Genomic DNA, 21,129 nt, shown 5'->3' with positions numbered 1-21,129 from the left:
ATGAAAGTTGGAATTAGTTCTTATAGTCTATTAAATGATATTAATGCTGGGAAACTGGATATTTTAGATGTCGTACAATGGGTGGCCGATAATGGCGGTGAGCACCTTGAGCTTGTGCCTTATGGGTTTACGGTTGTCGATCAGCCAGAATTGGCCGACCAAATCAGGGAAAAAGCAAAAGCAGTCGGAATCGAACTATCTGGGTATTCATTGCCAGCTAATTTTATTCAGCCGACTGAGGAAGCGTTCCAAGCGGAAGTGGAGCGCCTTAAGCAGCATGTAGACATCGTCAATCGGATGGGAATCAAAATCATGCGCCATGATGTTACTGCGTTTCGTCTTGAACCAGAAGAAATGACGATTCATCATTTTGAAAAGCATTTTGAGCAAATGGTGCGAGGCAGTCAATTGCTTGCAGACTATGCCGCCCAATTTGGAATCACAACTACAATCGAAAACCACGGATTCAATGTGCAATCAAGTGACAGAGTCCAGCGGGTGATTCATGCTGTCGACCGAGCAAATTTTAAAAGTACGGTGGATGTAGGGAATTTCCTTTGTGCTGATGAAGATCCACTTGTGGGAGTGAAGAAAAATATTGGCTATGCTGCTACCGTTCATTTTAAAGATTTTTATATTCGTCCTTATTATGAGAATCCAGGCGGCGGGGAGTGGTTCCGTACGGTAAATGGCAATTATATGCGCGGCGCGATTGTTGGACATGGAGATTTAAATATCCGTGAACTCGTGAAGCTTGTAAAGGAATCAGGATATGACGGCTATCTTACCGTCGAATTTGAAGGTATGGAAGATTGTCAGGTTGGTACGAAGATTGGGATGGAAAATGTAAAAAGACTTTGGGATGAGGTGAGAGTTTATGAAACTATCAAATAAAATCGGAATTATTGTGGACAGTCTTCGGCTGCCGCTTCGTGAAGGGTTAAAAATGGCTAAGGAGCTGGGAGCAGACGGTGTCCAAATTTATGCGGTGGATGGAGAGATGGCTCCTGAAAATTTAACTTCTGCAGCAAGGAAGGAATTAAAAGATTATATCTCTTCAATAGGGTTAGAAATATCTGCTCTATGCGGCGATCTTGGAGGACATGGATTTCAGGATTCGGAAATGAATCTGCAAAAAATCGAGAAATCAAAGAGAATCCTAGATTTGGCCGTTGAATTAGGAACGGATATTGTTACTACGCATATTGGGATTATTCCGGAGGATCCTGCCACTCGTGTGTATGAGTCGATGCAAAAGGCATGTGACGAATTAGGGGTATATGCCAAAAGCTTAAATGCTTACTTTGCGATTGAAACAGGTCCGGAAACTTCATTGAGATTGAAAACGTTTTTAGATACATTGAGCACAAATGGTGTCTCCGTCAATTTTGATCCAGCGAATATGGTCATGGTCACGGGAGATGATCCTGTTGAAGGTGTAAAACTGCTGAAGGATTACATCGTCCACACTCATGTGAAAGATGGGGTCCGATATAAGCCAGTAGATCCGCGTGATGTATATGGTGCGCTTGGCTACGGCGGCGGAGTGGATCATGAACAAATTGCCAAGATGGTGACCGAAGGGGAATATTTCCGCGAGCTGCCGTTAGGTGAGGGGAAAGTGGATTTTGTAAATTACTTCGCTGCACTACAATCGATTGGTTACAATGGGTACTTAACAATAGAAAGGGAAGTTGGGACGAACCCTGTTTATGATATTGATGAGGCCATAAAGTATATCCGAACTTTTAAATAGGTAAAGAAAAAACTATAACAGAAATAGAAGGGCAGGACGAAAAATAGTCCGGCCCTATTCTATTGAATTACTAGCAGTGTTTTAAAAGAATTCGATAATTCATAGTAAGGGAGACAAGTCAATGAGCAGCCCTAATATATTGCTGATAACAACTGATCAGCAGCATTGGAATACACTAGGTGCGTTTAATAATGAGATTTCAACTCCCAATTTGGACCGTTTGGTTCAGGAGGGTACCACATTTTCGAGGGCTTATTGTCCAAACCCTACTTGTACACCTAGCAGGTCATCGATTATTACTGGGATGTATCCCAGCCAGCATGGGGCATGGTCGTTAGGTACGAAACTGCCTGAAGATGTTCGGACACTTGGTGATGAATTAAAGGATGGAGGTTATCAGACGGCTCTGATTGGAAAGGCTCACTTCCAGCCTTTAACATCCAACGATGAATATTCATCGTTGGAATCCTATCCTATAATGCAAGATTTAGAGTTTTGGAGGAATTTTAACGGACCGTTTTATGGCTTTGATCATGTGGAATTAGCGCGGAACCATGTGAATGAAGCCCATGCAGGCCAGCATTATGCGTTATGGATGGAAGAAAAGGGCTGTGAAAATTGGAAAGACTACTTTTTACCTCCCACTGGGACGATGGATCCTTCAATTCGCTATAAATGGCCGATACCGGAAGAATATCATTATAATACCTGGATTGCTGAGCGTTCGAATGCTGCACTCGAAAACTACAGAGATAATAATGAAAACTTTTTCTTATGGACCAGCTTTTTCGATCCTCATCCGCCATACCTTGTACCGGAGCCGTGGGACACAATGTACAATCCTGAAAAATTAACTGTCCCAAAAGTTGTACCTGGAGAACATGAGAATAACCCTCCACATTTTCAATTGACACAAGAAAAGAATCCGGATTTTTCTGGCTATGTGGAAGGTGAAATTGGAAATATCGGTTTTCGTTCTCATGTGCACATTTCCGAAACTGAAGCCAAACAGAACATGGCAGTTTATTACGGAATGATTAGTATGCTTGATAAATACATTGGCAAAATTCTCGATAAATTAGATGAATTAGGGCTGACGGAAAAGACAATTGTTGTGTTTACAACCGATCATGGACATTTTTTCGGACAGCACGGACTCCATGATAAGGGAGGTTTTCACTATGAAGATTTGGTAAAACTTCCGTTTATCGTTCGTTATCCAGGTAATGTGCCCGTAGGTCAAATTAGTGATTCAATGCAGTCGCTTGTTGACCTAGCCCCTACCTTTTTAAGCTATTCAGGAATTCCCATCCCGCGGAAAATGACTGGAGTTGATCAAAAAGAAGTTTGGTCGGATAAGAAAGTAATGGCAAGGGATCATGTGATCTGCGAATATCGCACCCAGCCGACAAAAGTTCACCAAAGAACATTTATTGGGGAACGGTATAAAATCACCTTATATTGTAACGAAACCCACGGCGAATTATTTGATTTGCAAGAGGACCCGCAAGAGATTCAAAATTTATGGAATGATCCTCAGTATCGTGATCTTCGAGAGCAGTTATTGTTACATTATATTTGGGCAGAGCTTAAAAAAGAGCCAATGTGGATGCCAAGAATCTCTGGGGCATAATGATTTCGAAAGCTTTTTCTATATGAGGGGGAGAGACAGATTAATTTTAACGAGAATTGGCGTTTTAAGTTGGAAACCAGTGGCAGTATTGCTGGAGCGCAGAAACCTGAATTTGATGATTCTTCCTGGCGGCAATTGAATCTGCCGCATGACTGGAGTATTGAGTTAGATTTTAACAAATATTCACTTGTAACACATGAGGGAGGCTATTTGGATGGCGGAATCGGCTGGTACCGAAAAACCTTTATTGTGCCAGAATCAGTAAAGGGAAAACGTATTTCTATCAATTTTGATGGGGTCTATATGAACAGCACCACCTATTTAAATGGGGAAATGTTAGGGACCTATCCTTTTGGCTATAATGCCTTTTCTTATGACGTTAGTGAAAAACTCTATTTTGACGGCAGGGTGAACGTCCTTATTGTTAAGGTTAACAATACCCAGCCCTCGAGCCGCTGGTATTCTGGTAGCGGCATCTACCGAAATGTGCATTTCACCGTGAAAAACCCGGTTCATGTTGCAAGGTACGGAACCTTTATCACGACACCGAATTTGGAAGCTTCATATGCTGAGGGAAGGGCCGATATCAATATCAAAACGAAGGTTAGTAATGAGTCGGGTGAATCAGCCAAGATTCAAGTAAAGTCGACGATTTATGATGCAGAAGGAGCAGCAGTGTCAACAGTGAAGTCAGAGGGAAAAACAGCGGCAGCGGGCGTAACCATTACTTTTGAAGCCAACGCATTCATTGGGCAGCCAACGCTTTGGAGCATTGAACATCCCTACCGGTACAAGCTTGTTACTGAGGTCCTGGTTGGCGGTGAAACTGTGGATACATATGAAACTCATTTTGGTGCAAGATATTTTACATTTGATGAGAACGAAGGATTTTCACTAAATGGAAAGTATATGAAGCTTCATGGTGTATGTATGCATCATGATTTTGGGGGCCTGGGTGCTGCCACAAATGCGAGAGCCGTGGAAAGACAAATGAAGATTATGAAGGATATGGGTGTCAATGCGATCAGGGTCACACATAACCCTGCATCACCGGAGCTGCTTGAAGCTGCCAATAACTTAGGTTTATTGATTGTGGAAGAGGCCTTTGACTGCTGGGCATTGTCGAAGAAGGAATATGATTATGGACGGTTTTTTACTGTCTGGGCAGAGCATGACATTAAGGAAATGGTCGACCGGGGCAAAAACGAGCCGGCCATTATTATGTGGTCCATTGGAAATGAAATCTATGATACGACAAGTGCTGACGGTGTGGAAATAGCGCGTAATTTGGTCCGATGGGTCAAGGAAATAGATACAACACGGCCGACGACGATTGGGGAGGATAAAACACGGGGAGATAAGGTAAATATCACACCAATCGATCATTACATTAACGAAATTTTTAATATCGTTGATATTGTCGGACTAAATTATAGCGAGAACAATTATGCGGGCTACCACCAACAGAATCCAAGCTGGAAGTTATATGGATCAGAAACATCATCGGCAACTCGTTCACGCGGTGTTTACACCCATGCATTTCAGGATAATCAAAGCACAAAGTACGAGGACTTGCAGCAATCCTCCTACGACAATGATTATGTTGCCTGGGGCCGTACGACGGAGGATGCCTGGAAATACGACCGTGATCTAAAGCATATTGCTGGGCAATTTATTTGGACCGGCTTTGATTATATTGGCGAGCCGACTCCTTACTACAATTCTTATCCGGCAAAAAGCTCCTATTTCGGTGCTGTCGATACAGCCGGTTTTCCTAAGGATATCTTCTACTATTATCAAAGCCAATGGAAAAATGAACCTATGGTGCACTTACTGCCGCATTGGAACTGGTCGGAGGGGGATATGGTCCGTGTCCTGGCTTATACCAATGCCCATACGGTAGAACTTTTTCTAAATGGAGAATCAGTAGGTGAGCGGAGATATGAGAATAAAAAGACTTCATGGGGTGCTCCATACAAGGAAACGAAGGATGGAAAAACCTATCTTGAGTGGGCCATTCCATTTAAAGCAGGTACATTAGCTGCACTAGCCAAGGACGAAAATGGCAATGAGATTGCTTGTGATCAAGTAATAACCGCTGGTGAACCGGCAGCTGTCAGATTGACAGCAGACCGCAGGGAGATTAGTGCGAACGGAACAGATTTATCTTTTATTACGGCGGAAATCGTTGACAGTAAAGGGATTGCCGTCCCAAATGCCAATCATTTGATTACGTTCAACGTATTTGGCCAGGGCGAATTAGCCGGTGTTGACAATGGAAACGCATCGAGTGTAGAGAGATTCAAGGGTAAGGACCGCAAGGCTTTTAACGGAAAAGCGTTAGCAATTATCCAATCAAATAAGCTTCCTGGAGATATCACCATCAATGCTTCTGCTGACGGACTCGCAAGCGGGTCTGAAAAGATTTTTACCCTAGCTCCAGATGACGTTGATAACAATGTTGCCTTCTGGATCGATGTGACTGAGGCAGCGGTGTTTACGAAAGGTACAGGGACAACGATTAATGCGGAGGAAAAGGTTGTCGAGAAAAGTGCCACTGCGATTGAAAACGTTTCGGCGGATGTGCTGCTCAAGCAAATGCCTGTGCTGCCCAATAAAGTCACGGTTTATTATAGTGATGAGACGGAAGAATTTGTTGAAGTAAATTGGGAGGAACTTCTGCAAGATGACCTTGAACATGTGGGTGAGTTTAAGGTTAAAGGCGTAGTAAAGGGCGTAGAGCTGAAAGCGGTCGCCACGATTAGGGTAACCGATGAGGCCTTTGGCAAACAGAATATCAGCCGTGCAAAAAATGGCTATGAATATCCGAAGGCTAAAGCTTCATACACGAACAAAGAGCCTGGTTCGAATGACAGAGTTGAAGCAATCAATGATGATGTCATCTCCTATGAAGCTGTCCCGCACAATCGCTGGACGAACTGGCATCCTGTTCCCCGTTCAGGTGACTGGGTTTCTATTACCTTTGGAGACTATGAACCAACGGAATATAATATCGATCATATGGAAATTCACTGGTTCGCTGATTCCGTTACATCGTATCCAGCATCCTTAAAAATTCAGTATAAATTAGGAGATAGCTGGAAGGATGTATCCAACTTAAAGAGTAAACCAGAATTTCCAGCTCTAGATCAGGCTAACGAGTATACTTTTGACAACGTAAAAACCTCGGCAATAAGAGTAGAGATGACTGCACAAACAGGCAAAGGGATAGCCATCACCGAAATCAAAGTATTCTCGAAATGGCCAAAAGTAAGAACGGAACCAAGGATTGAAATGAACGTTGATGGAAAAAGCGTTCCAACGAATAAATAGAGGAGGGGAAGTCGCTTGAAAAAGACAGCCCATATTATCTCCCATTCCCATTGGGACAGAGAGTGGTATTTGCCTTTTGAAAAACATCGCTATTACTTTATTAAGCTTATAAATGAACTGATTAATCAGTTTCAAAAGGAAGGAAATGCGTTTCAATCCTTTCATCTGGATGGCCAAACCGTACTTCTAGAAGATTATTTTGCGGTTCATCCGGAAAAACGTGACATCATTCAACAATTAATTGAAGAGAAAAAGCTTTATATTGGACCGTGGTATGTATTGCAGGATGCTTTTTTAACCAGCTCTGAAGCCAATGTCCGGAACTTACTCATTGGCCTGAATGATACAAAAGCCTATGGGCATGCTTCAAAAATTGGTTATTTCCCTGATACTTTCGGTATATACGGGCAGGCGCCCCAGCTTTTAAAGCAAGCGGGTATTGATACAGCGGCCTTCGGAAGAGGAGTAAAACCGACTGGCTTTAATAATACAGTTTCAGACTCACCTGGATTTGAATCACCATTTTCCGAAATGATCTGGAAATCGCCTGATGGCTCTAGTGTAGTAGGGATATTATTTGCCAATTGGTATTCAAACGGCAATGAGATTCCTGTTGATGAAGAGGAGGCGAAAGTGTTCTGGGATCGAAAGCTTCAAGATGCTGAAAAATATGCATCGACCAATCAATTGTTATTCATGAATGGCTGTGATCACCAGCCGCTGCAAAAAACAATTCCAGCAGCCATCGAAACAGCGGCTGCCCTTTATCCAGATTACAACTTCAAACATTCCAGCTTTGACGAATATACAGAAGCACTAAAACAGAATCTGCCCGATAAGCTGCAGGTCATTAAAGGCGAATTACGGAATCAGCGGACAGACGGCTGGTCCACTCTCGTTAATACGGCGTCAGCACGTATTTACTTAAAGCAATGGAATCATCGCTGCCAAACATTATTGGAAAAAATCGCAGAACCGCTTGCAGCATTTGGCTTCTTAGCAAATGGAACGTATCCGCGGGAATATATCCGGTTTATGTGGAAATCACTGATGAAAAATCATCCACATGACAGCATCTGTGGCTGCAGTGTCGATGAGGTTCACCGTGAAATGGTCACACGCTTTGAAAGTGTCATTCATATGGGTGAGGTATTCGTAAAAGAACAGGCAGCAGAGCTTGCAGCGGCGGTTGATACTTCTAAGACTTCGGATGGCGGTATTCCGCTTATCGTTATGAATACAACAGGATGGAACAAAAACGAGGTTGTCACGAAAATGGTTGATCTTGAAAAAGTATATTTTTCAGAAATGCCGTTAGGGAAAATTCCAGCCTATTTAGAAGAAAAAGAACTGCCTGGATACAAGCTAATTGATGACCAAGGGAAAGTTTGCGAATTTCAGTTCGAGAACACGAAGGTGGAATTTGGCTACGATTTACCAGATGATAAATTCCGCCAGCCGTACTATGCGAAAAGAGCGACGCTATCATTCTATGTGGAAGATATTCCTGCCTTCGGATATAAGACTTTCTATTTCGTTCCTGATGAGCAGGCGTTAGAACAACCAAAGGTGCAGTCTCAGGCTGAAGCTGTTGAAATGGAAAATGAATTTGTCCATCTCTTGTTCCATGAGGATGGTACGTATGATTTGACTTCTAAGGAAACAGGTCAAACCTTCCAAGGTCTCGGAATTTACGAGGATACAGGGGATATCGGAAATGAATATATGTTCAAGGAAGCAGCTGGGCTTGCACCAATCACGACAAAAGGTGTTCCTGCGGAATTTACATTCGTGGAAAGAAGTGCACTGCGAACAGTTCTAGAGTTTGAACATACGTTAACGATTCCGGTTTCTGCAGACGACCGTTTCGCCACAGAACGCCATAAAATGATTTGGTATACGAACAGACAAGCGGGAAGATCAAGTGAAACGATCGCGATTTCTCTTAAGACCATCGTTACGCTTGAAAAAGGAATGAAAGGACCAGCCTTCAAGCTCAATATCGACAATCAAGCAAATGATCACCGTCTCCGTGTCCTATTCCCAACGGGGTTAAAAACAGAAACTCATCAAGCAGACAGTGTATTTGAGATTGTGAATCGTCCAAATACACCGGAAAAGGAATGGAAGAATCCTAGTTTTTGTCACCATCTGCAGCGATTTGCCAGCTTAGCAGATGAAAAGGTGGGGCTGACGGTTGCCACCGATGGTCTGCAAGAATATGAAATTTTGCCAGAGGATGGAACGATTGCGATAACAGTACTCCGTTCGGTTGCTGAACTTGGGGATTGGGGATACTTCCCGACTCCGGAAGCGCAATGCTTAGGAATCCAGACGGCAGAATGGCTTGTTATACCCCATGAAAAGGATGTTATTACGTCAAAGGCCTTCGTTGAGGCGTATCAATTTAAAGTACCTCTTTACACAGTACAAACCGATTGTCATGAAGGCACACTGCCGAGCTCTTATCAGTTTGTTACTTCCGAGCAGGGAGCTCTTGTATGGTCGTCGATGAAGGTGGCAGAGGAGCAGGATGATGTAATGATCCGCTGGTTTAACCCGGCAGGAAAAAGCGATTTTCTGAAGGCTTATATTCCTATGAATCAGACATCCTATAAAAGTACGATTCTAGAGGAAAAAACGGAAGAATCACAGGAGCAATATAAAGTAGAAGGTCACGAAATTATTACACTTGGTTTCCAAAAAAGTGATTGGAGAGAATAAAATGACAGTTACGATCCCTCAATCTTTAAAAAAGCTAATTAATCATGTGAAGGAATTTTTTCCTCATGACGAAAAACTCCAGCAAATGTTTGAACAATGCTTTGTTAATACGTACGAAACAACGATGAAAAAACAAGAAGATGGAAAAACGTTCGTGATTACTGGGGACATTCCAGCGATGTGGCTGCGGGACTCAGCCGCACAGGTAAGACCATATTTGCTTGCTGCTGAGGAGGATCAAGAAATGGCTGATTTACTGGAAGGGGTTATCCGCCAGCAATTTGCTTTTATCTTGCATGATCCTTATGCCAATGCCTTTAATGAAAGTGCAAATGGCCATGGGTATCAAACCGACCTTACAGAGATGACACCACATATTTGGGAGCGGAAATACGAGATTGACTCTCTTTGCTACCCTGTCCAGTTAGCGTATTTATTCTGGAAATCGACAGGACGTACCACGCATCTTGATGAAACGTTTCAAAATGTCATTGAAACGATAATCACAGTTTGGCGGACCGAGCAGGATCATGAAAAACGATCTCCTTATCGCTTCGAGCGTTCTGATTGCCGTCAGTCGGATACGTTAATCCGCGATGGTAAAGGAGGGCGTGTTGTTCCAATGGGAATGACATGGAGTGCTTTCCGGCCGAGTGATGATGCCTGCACCTATGGATACCTTGTACCGGCAAATATGTTTGCGGTTGTCATTTTAGGTTATGCAGCTGAAATATCCGAGGAAGTTCTACACAATACATCATTAAAAGAGGAATGCGTAAAGCTCCGTGCTGAGATTCAAAAAGGGGTTGAACAATATGCGAAGTTTGACCATCCTATTTACGGTGACATGTATGTCTATGAAACCGATGGCGAAGGGCGCGTCAATTTGATGGATGACGCCAATGTTCCAAGCTTGCTTGCGGCTCCATATTTAGGGTATCTCCCATTTGATGATTCGACGTATGTAAATACTCGTTCATTCCTTTTAAGCAGAGATAATCCGTATTATTATGAAGGAAAATATGCGAAGGGAATCGGCAGTCCGCATACCCCTGATCATTATATTTGGCATATTGCTCTTGCGATTCAAGGGATGACAACAACTGACGCAGCGGAGCAGCAAAAGATCTTGTCATATTTTAAAAATACGGACGGCGGAACTAAATTTATGCACGAAGGCTTTAATGCCGATTCTCCTGAAGAATTTACAAGGGATTGGTTTGCTTGGGCCAACACGATGTTTAGCGAATTTGTATTAGCTCTTACTGGAAAAGCGGTTAAAGGAAGTCCACTTTATTACCAGCTTATGAAAAATAAAGCGTAAGAAGCTATTATAGAAGGCTTCAACAATAGATATCTCTGTTGAAGCCTGTCAATATCGAGGCTAACATAATGGGAGCAATGTTCCATTTTTGAAGGGGAGATATAAAAATGTTAGGAGCGATTGAAGCTGGTGGTACAAAGTTTGTTTGTGCCGTTGGGGATGAAACAGGTGCAATTTTTGCACGCGAACAGATTCCTACAACTATTCCTGAAGAAACCATACCAAAGGTAATCGAGTTTTTTAAGCAATATCCTGTCAAAGCAATTGCGATTGGATCCTTTGGTCCAGTTGATGTAAACAGGGAAAGCCCTACCTATGGATTTATCACTTCTACACCAAAACCAGGGTGGAAGGATTATCCGTTTGTTCAAACCATTCAGGGTGCATTTGCCATTCCAGTCGGTTTTAATACAGATGTAAATGCAGCGGCTCTCGGTGAAGCCACTTTAGGAGCGGCCAAAGGACTGGATAGCTGCTTGTACATAACGGTTGGAACCGGTATTGGAGCAGGAGCGCTTGTTCAGGGGCAGCTGCTTCAAGGATTGTCTCATCCTGAAATGGGGCATATTCTGGTAAGGCGGCACCCGGAAGATGACTATCAAGGAAAGTGTCCATACCACAGTGATTGCTTAGAAGGTCTGGCGGCTGGTCCGGCAATTGAAGCACGCTGGGGAGCGAAGGGTGTCGACCTTATTGACCGAAATGAAGTTTGGGAAATGGAAGGCTATTATCTTGCTCAGGCACTGATGCACTATGTGCTCATCCTTTCGCCAAAGAAGATTATCCTCGGAGGCGGTGTCATGCATCAACAGCAGGTCTTCGATTCTATCTACAGCAATTTGAAAGAGTTATTGAATGATTACGTTACTCTACCTGAACTAGAAAATTATATTGTAAGTCCTGGATTGGGGGATAATGCCGGAATCACAGGCTCTCTATTGCTTGCCCGACAGGCATTAAATGAATTGTAAGGTTTGTTTATCAGCCTGTATTATGGTACTTCCTTCACATAATCGGGGGAATTCCAGGACCAAAAAGGAGCAATCATCATGATTGTAAATAATCTAGTTGAATATGAAACAAAAACTATAGGGAAAATTGAATTTAACTGCAGCCCTAATGTCAATGTCAGGGCTTTTCAGCTTATCGGGATAAGGGATGGATCTAATGAGCATTGGCTGCTTGACGACAGAACATCGAAATATAAGCGTGATGTGGAAGACGGTATCTGAGGATTGTAATTTAGCTTGTGATTATTGTTATTACAGCACTTGTGGCGGAAAACCAGGGAAGAAAATTAATCGAATTGATTCTAAGATTTTAGATAAATTTATTAAGGAATATATGGAGAGGTCAAATGGGGTTGCTTCCTTTGCCTGGCAAGGGGGAGAACCGTTATTAGCCGGGCTTGATTTTTTCGAGGAAGTGGTTTCCCTTCAAGCTAAATACGCACCGAAGAATACCATCATTTCCAACTCACTGCAAACCAATGGAACGTTACTAACTGATAAATTGGCGTTTTTTTTAAAACAGTATCAATTTTTAGTTGGAGTCAGTTTGGATGGACCAAAGAAAATTCATGATGCCCGAAGAGTGGATTCCCGAGGGCAGGGCAGCTTTGACCGGGTTATGAAGGGAATCGGATATCTGCGTAGGCATGGGGTAGATTTTAATATTTTAACGGTCGTGCACAAGGGGAATGTTGGGAAAGCAGCAGAGATGATGAAATTTTTTGAATCTGAGGGGTTCGGTTTTGTTCAGTTTATCCCATGTATGGACTTTCGCGCTCAAGAGGTTAACCGTCCCGGTGTTTACGATATTACACCGGAAGAGTACGGCTCCTTCCTTTGTGAAGCCTTTGATTATTGGTATAACGATGGCGAACCAAGGACTTCGATACGATTCTTTGATGAAATGCTTTCTGTTTATGTGAACCGGGAGGCCGGTTCCTGTATCCATATGGCTTCATGCCCGCAAACAATTATTCTAGAACAAAATGGGGACGCCTTCCCTTGTGACTTTTTTATTCATCCAGAATGGAAGATTGGTAATGTCGGAACAGATTCGATTGATAAACTATTATCCCACCCATTATATGATACCTTCCTAAAAATGAAGCCAACCTTACCGGAGCCTTGCAAAACGTGCGAATGGAAGAAGCTCTGCCATGGAGGATGCCCTCGTAATCGGAAATGGAGTGCTGATCGTTCGACATCAGAGGTTGACTATTTTTGTTCGAGTTACAAGCAAATTTACAGGTATGCAGATGAACGGATGAAGCAGCTTGTGGATACAGTTAGGGCGGACTTGTTCCAGCAAAATGTGGCACGTTATTTTAAAGGGAAATCTCCAAAGAGGAATGATCCATGTCCGTGCGGCAGCGGGAGAAAATACAAACAGTGCTGTGCAGACCTGAGTGACTAATGAAAATTGCTGGTTCAATAGAAGGTTAAGGTGGAGGATAGAAATGAAGCCCAATGTTTTATTGATCATGGTTGATCAAATGAGATTTGATTGTTTAAGCTCTGCGGGTCATCCAATCGTTGAAACGCCCAATCTAGATCAATTAGCAGCGGAAGGTGTTACGTTTGGAAATGCTTACAGTGCAACGCCGACATGTGTCCCCGCACGTGCTGCTGTATTAACAGGTATATCACAGCGTTCAACGGGACGGGTAGGGTATCAAGAGCGAGTCCCATGGGATTACTCACATATGCTGCCGGAGGAAATGAGTCTTGCTGGCTACCATACACAATGTGTCGGGAAAATGCATGTGTATCCATCGAGGAATTTATGTGGTTTTCACAATGTCATTTTACATGATGGTTATTTGCACCATAATCGTTTTAAAAACACACCATACCAAGAGTCGTTTGAACAAACGGATGACTATTTACCTTGGCTCAGAGAGCGGCTTGGCGGTCATCGAGATTTAACGGATATTGGTTTGGATTGTAATGCGTCTGGTATGAGCCGTCCTTGGCATTTGCCGGAGGAGTATCATCCAACGAATTGGGTTGTTACCCAATCAATTGATTTTCTGAGACGCAGAGATCCAAGAAAACCATTTTTCTTAAAAATGTCATTTGTCCGCCCGCATCCACCGTTTGATCCGCCACCAGCCTATTTAGATTACTATATGAGTAAAGAGATAGATGAGCCGGTGATTGGAACATGGGCGGCTAAAGATGAGGCAGGATTAGGACTGCTCCCTACAACAAGAAGAGGCGTAGTTCCGGAACAGCGCCTTAGACGTGCCCGGGCAGCTTATTATGCATTAATAGCGCATCTTGATGATCAAATTGGCCGTTTATTCAGTCCATGATTGAATATCAGGTTTATCATAATACAGTCATTTTGTTTGTTTCTGACCATGGGGAACTGCTGGGGGATCATCATTTTTTAGCTAAATCACTGGCATATGAAGGGAGTGCGAAAATCCCATTTATTCTTTCTGACCCCGGAAATCAGCTTGGAATCCAAAAGGGTACAACCTGTGACAAAATTATTGAATTGCGTGATATAATGCCGACTTTATTAGAGGCAGCGGATGCGAAGGTACCTGAAACGGTAGAGGGAAAAAGTGTTATTCCGCTCGCAAAAGGAATGGAGACGGAATGGAGACCTTACCTCCATGGAGAGCATGCATATGGGGATTTATCTCATCATTATATCGTAAACGGCAAAGAGAAATATATATGGTACTCGCAAACAGGTGTCGAACAGTATTTTGATCTAGTAAATGATCCAAAAGAAATTCATAACTTAATTCAGGATGATCGGTATTCAGATAAGGCAGCATACCTGAGAGATATTCTCGTTCATGAACTAGAAGGAAGAGAGGAAGGATACAGTGACGGAACTCGATTAATGATAGGTTGTCAGCCGAAAGCTTTGTTGAATACTAGATAAGTAAATAGTAGAACTCGACCGAGTTCTCAGGCTGTCGAGAAAGTCTCGACAGCCTTTATTTCTTGATTTTGACAATGGTTTAAAGAGGGGCTAGTGCGATTGATGTATTGAGGACAAATCCTTGCTCGGTTCTCATGCGATTCGTCCTCAAGCCCCTGTATTGAGGACAAATGGGTGTTCGGTTCTCATGCGATTTGTCCCCAAGCCCCTGTATTGAGGACTAATTAGACTGATGGCTCAAACGATTTGTCTTCAATGCACATAAAAATAAATAATTCCGAGAAAAAGTACCTTTTCTCGACAGTCAAAGAACTCGCCTGAGTTCTATTATTTTTTATAAGGTTTTGAATTGACATAAAAGATTAAAATGTTAAAATTTTGTTATTGATAACACAAAAAGAGATAAGACTTTTTTTATGAATAATAGAACTATTTTAACAAAAGCTGAAATTTCAATAAATCTATTGAAATATGATGCTATTCTTTGGAGGAGTAGTTGAAAGGGTTTTCAGAAGGTTGTAAACGTAAGAAAATATCATTATTCAAAAAAGAATTTTTTGGAGGTATTTTGAATGATTAAGAGAAATGATTGGGAAAACATTGCTGTACTGCATAAAAACAGATTGGCTGAACGGGCGTATTTTCTATCGTTTTCCGACGAACGTTCTGCTTTAACATATGATAGAGGAAATTCCAAAGGATTTAAACTGTTAAATGGAAGCTGGAAGTTTCATTATGCTGAAAATCCGGCACTCGCTCCAGAGAATTTTCATCAAGATCATTTTGATGTGAGTGACTGGGATGATCTCGTCGTTCCTTCCCATTGGCAGATGAATGGCTATGGAAAGCCTCATTATACCAATGTTGTGTACCCGTTTCCGGTGGATCCGCCGTATGTACCGACGGAAAATCCAACTGGCTCTTATCGCAGGAATTTTTATATCCCCGCTCATTGGCTGCAGCAAAAAATCATCTTGCATTTTGAGGGTGTAGACAGTGCGTTTCATCTGTGGGTCAATGGTCAGGAGGTCGGCTATAGCCAGGGCAGCCGAATTCCAGCTGAATTTGATATTACCCCTTATATCCATGAGGGAGAAAATACGTTAGCACTTCAAGTCTATCAATGGTCGGATGGCACTTACTTAGAAGACCAGGATATGTGGTGGTTAAGCGGGATCTTCAGAGATGTGTATTTAGTAGCAAAACCAAGAGTCTATATTCAAGACTTTTTCGTCACCACCAACCTTGATGAACAGTATCAAAATGGGACTCTTTCCGTTAATACAGTCATTGAAAATGGCACCAGTCAAGTGTTGGAAAATTACCAGCTTGAATACCGCCTTCTTAATCAAGACGGGACTTTGGTGACAGGAAATTCACAGAAGGTGCTTCTGCCGAAAAATGAATTCGTTAGCGTTGCCATCGACATTCCAGTAGAAAATCCTGAAAAGTGGTCCGCGGATCATCCGTATTTGTACCATTTATTGATTACGTTAAAGGATGCTGCAGGGAATGTGATCGAGGTAATTCCAAATAAAACTGGATTCCGTTCAATCGAATTGAAGGATGGTGTTATCCTGATAAATGGTGAAGCCATTAAATTCAAGGGTGTCAATCGTCATGACTCTCATCCAGATCTAGGACGGGCCGTGCCACTCGAGGCAATGGAGAAGGATGTCATCCTGATGAAACAGCATAATATCAATGCGGTCAGGACAGCCCATTATCCAAATGATCCGAGATTCTATGATCTATGTGATGTGTATGGTCTTTATGTCATCGATGAAGCGGACTTAGAAACCCATGGCTTCGAACATACCGGTAATGCTCTACTAGGTAATAATCCTGATTGGGTAAAGGCGAATAGTGATCGGGGCAAGTTAAGTGATGATCCTGAGTGGGAAGAGGCTTATATCGATCGAGCTAAACGGATGGTTGCCCGCGATAAGAACCACCCTTCGGTTATCATGTGGTCATTAGGAAATGAATCAGGCTTTGGATGTAACCATGAAGCAATGGGCAAATGGATTAAAGAAAATGATCCGACACGCCTTGTTCACTATGAAGGTGAAGTTAGAAGCATTATGATGCAAGACGACGATAATCCAAAAAGGGATCCAGCTGTTTCCGATGTGCATACAACAATGTACACATCAATTGAGATAATGGAACAGTTGGGGCAAAGAACGGATTTGAACAAGCCGCATATTCTCTGTGAATATATCCATGCGATGGGGAATGGTCCTGGCGGCATTAAAGAGTATTGGGATCTATTTTACCAATACAAACGTTTACAAGGTGGTTTTGTCTGGGAATGGTGTGATCATGGAATCCGCCAATTTACAGAAGAAGGCGAGGAATACTACGCTTACGGCGGCGATTTCGGTGATAAGCCAAATGATTATAATTTTGTGGTTGACGGGCTTGTGATGCCTGATCGAACACCGTCTCCGGGGTTAATCGAGTATAAAAAAGTCATTGAACCTGTTCATGTAGAAGCTGTGGATTTGAAAACCGGTAACGTGGTGATCAAGAACCGTTATGATTTTATTTCCTTAGATCATTTGAACTTGTCGTGGTCGGTCGAGGCAGATGGCAAGCTTATAGATCAGGGCGTGATGCCAGCTCCTGATGTGGCACCAGGCGAAACGATGACGCTGACAATTCCGTATAAGCTTCCAGAGCTAATCCAGCCGGAAACGGATTATTGGTTAAACCTTCAATTTACGTTGGCCGCTGATACGCTATGGGCAAAAATAGGGCATGAAATTGCTTGGGCGCAGTTTGAATTACCTGTCACAAGCAGTGTTGAAAGGAAAGTGGTTGACTCTCTTCATCAGCACCTGGATTGTCAGGAATGGAATAACAAGCTGTTGGTTCAAAGAGAAGATTTCCAAGTTGAGTTTGATCTCGTTTTTGGAAAACTGAATTCTTTTTCTTATCGAGGAGTTAATCTATTGGAAGAAGGACCAAAGCTTCAATTATGGCGTGCTTTAATTGACAATGATCACCGTTCGGCGGCTGACTGGAAACGATATGGCTTACATTGGCTTCAGCACCGTGTCAATGGGGTCGAGTGGCAGCAAACAGCGGGCGATAAGGTTGTCATCACTTCCAGCGTTCGGATTGCCCCGCCAATTTTAGCTTGGGGAATTAACGTCACGTATACGTATACGATACATAGCAATGGTGAGCTATCAATCGATGTAAAAGGCAGCCCTGAAGGAAATGGACCGGAAACTTACCCGCGTCTTGGCTTGCAAATGAAGCTGCCGGTTGCTTTAGATGCTGTGTCCTGGTATGGACGAGGACCGGGCGAAGCCTATAGTGACAGCAGAGAGGCTAATCGCGTAGGTGTTTATGCTAAAAAAGTGGAAGAGCTATACACTCCATATATTTTTCCACAGGAGAATGGAAATCGCCATGAGGTTCGCTGGGTATCGCTAACAAATGCTGGCGGCATAGGCCTTGTGGCAGCAGGTGAGCCAACGCTTGATTTCAGTGCCCACTATTATACAACGGAAAACATGGATCAAGCTCAACATACCTATGATTTAATCAAGCAGGATTTTATTACATTGAACCTTGATCATCAGCAGCATGGTCTCGGATCTGCCAGCTGCGGACCAGATGTGACGGAACACTATCGCTTAAAACATAAAGAGTTCCAATTTGCTGTTCGCTTTATGCCATTTTCCATTGACGAGAATTCGCAAGTGGAAATTAGCAAGTCGTTACGAGCAAAGTATAGCAAGAAGGAAAGCGGTGTTCCTGTAGTATAGAGGAATGACGCAGCATGTTCGTTAGAAGAACATGCTGCGTAACGTAAGAAAAATAATGATTTATTAGCATGAATAAAGCGTAAGTGGCTGTCACTTACGCTTTTATACTAGGCTATTTTCTGATTTCATAAAGGGAAGATGCTCGTATATGCAATTCTGCAGGAAGTACAATTTTCCTTGGATTTTCTGGGCTTGTTTTTTCAATTCTTTCAATAAGCATTTGCGTTCCCATATAACCAAAATTATAGGAAGGCTGCTCGGCAGCTGTGAGAAAAAGTTCATTCTCCGTATAATTAGGAACTCCATCATAACAAACGACAGCCATATCTTCAGGGATTTTTATGTTGTACTTTTTTAGCGCTTTTACTGTATTTAAACCCAAAAAGTTACTGGTAGCGAAAATTGCTGTCGGGCGCTCGCTGATAGGCAAATCAATGAGCTTTTTAATCTTACTGGAAACATCGCTATCCTGAAATAAAGGACTTTGGTGAATCCACTTTTGATTAATCGGCAACCCATGTAACTGAAGAGTATCGCAATACGCTTGATGACGTTCCCTAGAAGTGGCAACATCTAATGGACCATTAATGATGGCAATTCTTCTATGTCCTTGCTCAATTAGATGTTCCATTAACTTTCGGGTGGTGGTTTCATTATCACTCAGAACTTGATCACACCTCAGATCCTCGATATAGCGATCGATTAATACAAACGGTATATTGTGTTTTGTCAGCTTACGGATGTTTTTTTTCGAAGAGTCGCTCGCCGGAGCCAGCAGAACACCGTCTGATCCTGTTGATATAAGCATATCAATATATTTTGATTCTTTTTCAATATTTTCATCACTGTTACAAAGCAACAGTTGATAACCCATTTGTAGGGCTTTGTCTTCTGCACCACGCGCGACACTTGTAAAAAACGGATTCGAAATATCTGTAATCATTAACGATAAAATTTTCGTCTTTTTTGAGACAAGACTTCTTGCTGAACTGTTTGGTATATAATTCAATTCTTTAATAACCGCCTCAACTTTTTTCCTGGTTTGTTCACTGATTTTATCAGATTGATTAATCACTCTTGAGACGGTCATAGCAGAGACATTGGCTTTTTTTGCTATATCATAAATTGTTACCAATTGTAATCCCCCTATTAAATGAAACTTTCTTTCATTGTAATTATCTAGGTAACATTTATCAAGGAAATAATGTTAACGATAACATTAAATAAATGATTTTTCACTAATAATAATGTGGAACTGGTAGACAACTGAACTCTAAAAAGTTATATTTATGTTATCGATAACATAACAAAAAAAGGGGTGGATAAATTGGAAAAAATTAAACTTGCGCTGCCTACAGCTGATCAAATCGCTTGGCAGAATTTAGACTTGGGAATTTTTTGTCACTTTGGTATCAATACTTTTTGTGATCAAGAATGGGGAGAAGGGAAAGATTCTCCGCAATTGTTTAATCCAAAGGAATTAGATGCAGGGCAATGGGTCAAGCTTGCAAAGGATGCAGGATTCAAATACTTTGTATTAACAGCGAAACACCATGATGGTTTTTGCCTTTGGCCGACTGCGACTACAGATTACTCTGTAAAATCTAGCCCTTGGAAAGACGGCAAAGGTGATATCGTCCGTGAATGTGCAAATGCATGTCAAAAAGAAGGTATCCACTTTGGTGTCTATCTATCACCATGGGACCGGCATGAACTTTGTTATTCAGATATTGATGCCTATGATGATTTTTATTGTCAGCAGCTTACCGAATTGATGACACAGTATGGTCCATTAATAGAAGTTTGGTTTGATGGAGCAGGATCGGAAGGCAGAAAATATAATTGGGAAAGAATCATTGGAATTGTAAAGCAATATCAACCGAATGCGATGATCTTTAATATGGGGCAGCCAACCATTCGATGGGTGGGCAACGAAGATGGGGTGGCACCATATCCTTGTTGGAATACAGAAAGTGCAGCTAAAATCAGTATGTTTTCCAATGAAAAAGTTGACTGGCTTCCAGGGACACCGGATTGGCTCCCGGCAGAATGCGATGTTCCGATCCGAAAAAAACATTGGTTTTGGCATCCTAACGATGAAGACAGTTTGCTGTCATTGGATGAATTAATGCATATCTACTATCATTCGGTAGGCCATGGGACCAATTTATTGTTGAATGTTTCCCCTGATGACCGGGGATTGATTCCTGAGGTCGATGCGAAAAGACTATTGGAATTTGGTGCTGAAATAAAAAGAAGATTTTCAAATCCACTTAGAAGAATTTCAGGGAGTGGAAATGAAATCATTTTAGAGTTAGAGAAAGAAACATGCATCGATCATATCCAATTAATGGAGGAGATTGCATGGGGTGAACGTGTCAGGAAATTTGAAATAGAGGCGTATGTTGATGGAAAGTGGGTCACAATTGCTGAAGGTACTGCCATTGGCCACCGGTTTATTAAACAAGTATCACCAGTAACAACACGAGAATTGAAACTTAAAGTACTTGAGGCGGTGGAAGATCCGATCATAATAGAGTTTTCCTGTTACTATTCTCAGGAATAGAGTAAAGTGAATTATCAACCACTTTCGAAAATTCGAAACAGTTTGATATAGTAATGCAATTTTGTTAGATTCGTGTTATCGATAACGCGAATCTTTTTA

General features: G+C 42.1%; 14 protein-coding genes. 13 read left to right on the top strand and 1 reads right to left on the bottom strand.

The genetic code is table 11. The annotated features are described in order from the left end of the window. The 12 genes from ACY3XC_RS22000 (at window position 1) to ebgA (ending at window position 18,464) form a co-directional block, all read left to right on the top strand. Window positions 1-894, top strand: coding sequence for a sugar phosphate isomerase/epimerase family protein (locus ACY3XC_RS22000; RefSeq protein WP_464870461.1), 894 nt, complete (start codon window positions 1-3; stop codon window positions 892-894). Then, complete coding sequence (locus tag ACY3XC_RS21995; RefSeq protein WP_464870460.1) at window positions 878-1,756, top strand: sugar phosphate isomerase/epimerase family protein; 879 nt, start codon at window positions 878-880, stop codon at window positions 1,754-1,756. The genes ACY3XC_RS22000 and ACY3XC_RS21995 overlap by 17 nt, the downstream gene beginning before the upstream one ends. Before the next feature lie 121 nt (window positions 1,757-1,877). After that, entirely contained in the window at window positions 1,878-3,389 is a 1,512-nt protein-coding gene (locus ACY3XC_RS21990) for a sulfatase-like hydrolase/transferase (protein ID WP_464870459.1), read from the top strand. A 69-nt stretch (window positions 3,390-3,458) separates the two neighbouring features. Further along, entirely contained in the window at window positions 3,459-6,722 is a 3,264-nt protein-coding gene (locus ACY3XC_RS21985) for a glycoside hydrolase family 2 TIM barrel-domain containing protein (RefSeq protein WP_464870458.1), read from the top strand. Between the two features lie 15 nt (window positions 6,723-6,737). Beyond that, window positions 6,738-9,446 carry an alpha-mannosidase gene (locus ACY3XC_RS21980; RefSeq protein WP_464870457.1) on the top strand — a complete coding sequence of 903 codons (2,709 nt, stop codon included), beginning with the start codon at window positions 6,738-6,740 and terminating at the stop codon, window positions 9,444-9,446. Between the two features lies 1 nt (window position 9,447). Then, on the top strand, window positions 9,448-10,770 hold the full coding sequence (locus tag ACY3XC_RS21975; protein WP_464870456.1) for a glycoside hydrolase family 125 protein: 1,323 nt from the start codon (window positions 9,448-9,450) through the stop codon (window positions 10,768-10,770). Window positions 10,771-10,877: 107 nt separating this feature from the next. Further along, complete coding sequence (locus tag ACY3XC_RS21970; protein WP_464870455.1) at window positions 10,878-11,741, top strand: ROK family protein; 864 nt, start codon at window positions 10,878-10,880, stop codon at window positions 11,739-11,741. A 78-nt stretch (window positions 11,742-11,819) separates the two neighbouring features. After that, window positions 11,820-12,002: a hypothetical protein gene (locus ACY3XC_RS21965; protein WP_464870454.1), complete on the top strand. Its 183-nt coding sequence runs from the start codon at window positions 11,820-11,822 to the stop codon at window positions 12,000-12,002. Continuing rightward, entirely contained in the window at window positions 11,938-13,194 is a 1,257-nt protein-coding gene (locus tag ACY3XC_RS21960) for an anaerobic sulfatase maturase (RefSeq protein ID WP_464870453.1), read from the top strand. Before ACY3XC_RS21965 ends, ACY3XC_RS21960 begins: the two co-directional genes overlap by 65 nt. 43 nt (window positions 13,195-13,237) lie before the next feature. Next, complete coding sequence (locus tag ACY3XC_RS21955) at window positions 13,238-14,095, top strand: sulfatase-like hydrolase/transferase (RefSeq protein WP_464870452.1); 858 nt, start codon at window positions 13,238-13,240, stop codon at window positions 14,093-14,095. Further along, complete coding sequence (locus ACY3XC_RS21950; RefSeq protein ID WP_464870451.1) at window positions 14,092-14,682, top strand: sulfatase/phosphatase domain-containing protein; 591 nt, start codon at window positions 14,092-14,094, stop codon at window positions 14,680-14,682. The genes ACY3XC_RS21955 and ACY3XC_RS21950 overlap by 4 nt, the downstream gene beginning before the upstream one ends. Window positions 14,683-15,254: 572 nt before the next feature. Further along, a complete protein-coding gene (gene ebgA / locus ACY3XC_RS21945; RefSeq protein ID WP_464870450.1) occupies window positions 15,255-18,464 on the top strand; it encodes a beta-galactosidase subunit alpha in 3,210 nt (1,069 codons plus the stop codon). Between the two features lie 112 nt (window positions 18,465-18,576). On the opposite strand, the gene ACY3XC_RS21940 is transcribed toward ebgA, so the two are convergent. Further along, window positions 18,577-19,599, bottom strand: coding sequence for a LacI family DNA-binding transcriptional regulator (locus ACY3XC_RS21940; RefSeq protein ID WP_464870449.1), 1,023 nt, complete (start codon window positions 19,597-19,599; stop codon window positions 18,577-18,579). Between the two features lie 192 nt (window positions 19,600-19,791). On the opposite strand from ACY3XC_RS21940, the gene ACY3XC_RS21935 reads away from it, so the two are divergent. After that, window positions 19,792-21,030 carry an alpha-L-fucosidase gene (locus ACY3XC_RS21935; protein ID WP_464870448.1) on the top strand — a complete coding sequence of 413 codons (1,239 nt, stop codon included), beginning with the start codon at window positions 19,792-19,794 and terminating at the stop codon, window positions 21,028-21,030. Window positions 21,031-21,129 lie beyond the last annotated feature (99 nt).

The sequence above is a fragment of the Bacillus sp. CZDM1 genome, from assembly GCF_055502545.1.
The sequence above is the reverse complement of the archived record's forward strand: the minus strand, read 5'-3'. Positions and strand labels throughout refer to the sequence as shown.

Excerpts from the sequence above, each read along its gene's own strand:
- ACY3XC_RS22000 (WP_464870461.1), top strand. The coding sequence starts at position 1 with ATGAAAGTTGGAATTAGTTCTTATAGTCTATTAAATGATATTAATGCT.
- ACY3XC_RS21995 (WP_464870460.1), top strand. The coding sequence starts at position 878 with ATGAAACTATCAAATAAAATCGGAATTATTGTGGACAGTCTTCGGCTG.
- ACY3XC_RS21990 (WP_464870459.1), top strand. The coding sequence starts at position 1,878 with ATGAGCAGCCCTAATATATTGCTGATAACAACTGATCAGCAGCATTGG.
- ACY3XC_RS21975 (WP_464870456.1), top strand. The coding sequence starts at position 9,448 with ATGACAGTTACGATCCCTCAATCTTTAAAAAAGCTAATTAATCATGTG.
- ACY3XC_RS21970 (WP_464870455.1), top strand. The coding sequence starts at position 10,878 with ATGTTAGGAGCGATTGAAGCTGGTGGTACAAAGTTTGTTTGTGCCGTT.
- ACY3XC_RS21965 (WP_464870454.1), top strand. The coding sequence starts at position 11,820 with ATGATTGTAAATAATCTAGTTGAATATGAAACAAAAACTATAGGGAAA.
- ACY3XC_RS21960 (WP_464870453.1), top strand. The coding sequence starts at position 11,938 with ATGAGCATTGGCTGCTTGACGACAGAACATCGAAATATAAGCGTGATG.
- ACY3XC_RS21955 (WP_464870452.1), top strand. The coding sequence starts at position 13,238 with ATGAAGCCCAATGTTTTATTGATCATGGTTGATCAAATGAGATTTGAT.
- ACY3XC_RS21950 (WP_464870451.1), top strand. The coding sequence starts at position 14,092 with ATGATTGAATATCAGGTTTATCATAATACAGTCATTTTGTTTGTTTCT.
- ebgA (WP_464870450.1), top strand. The coding sequence starts at position 15,255 with ATGATTAAGAGAAATGATTGGGAAAACATTGCTGTACTGCATAAAAAC.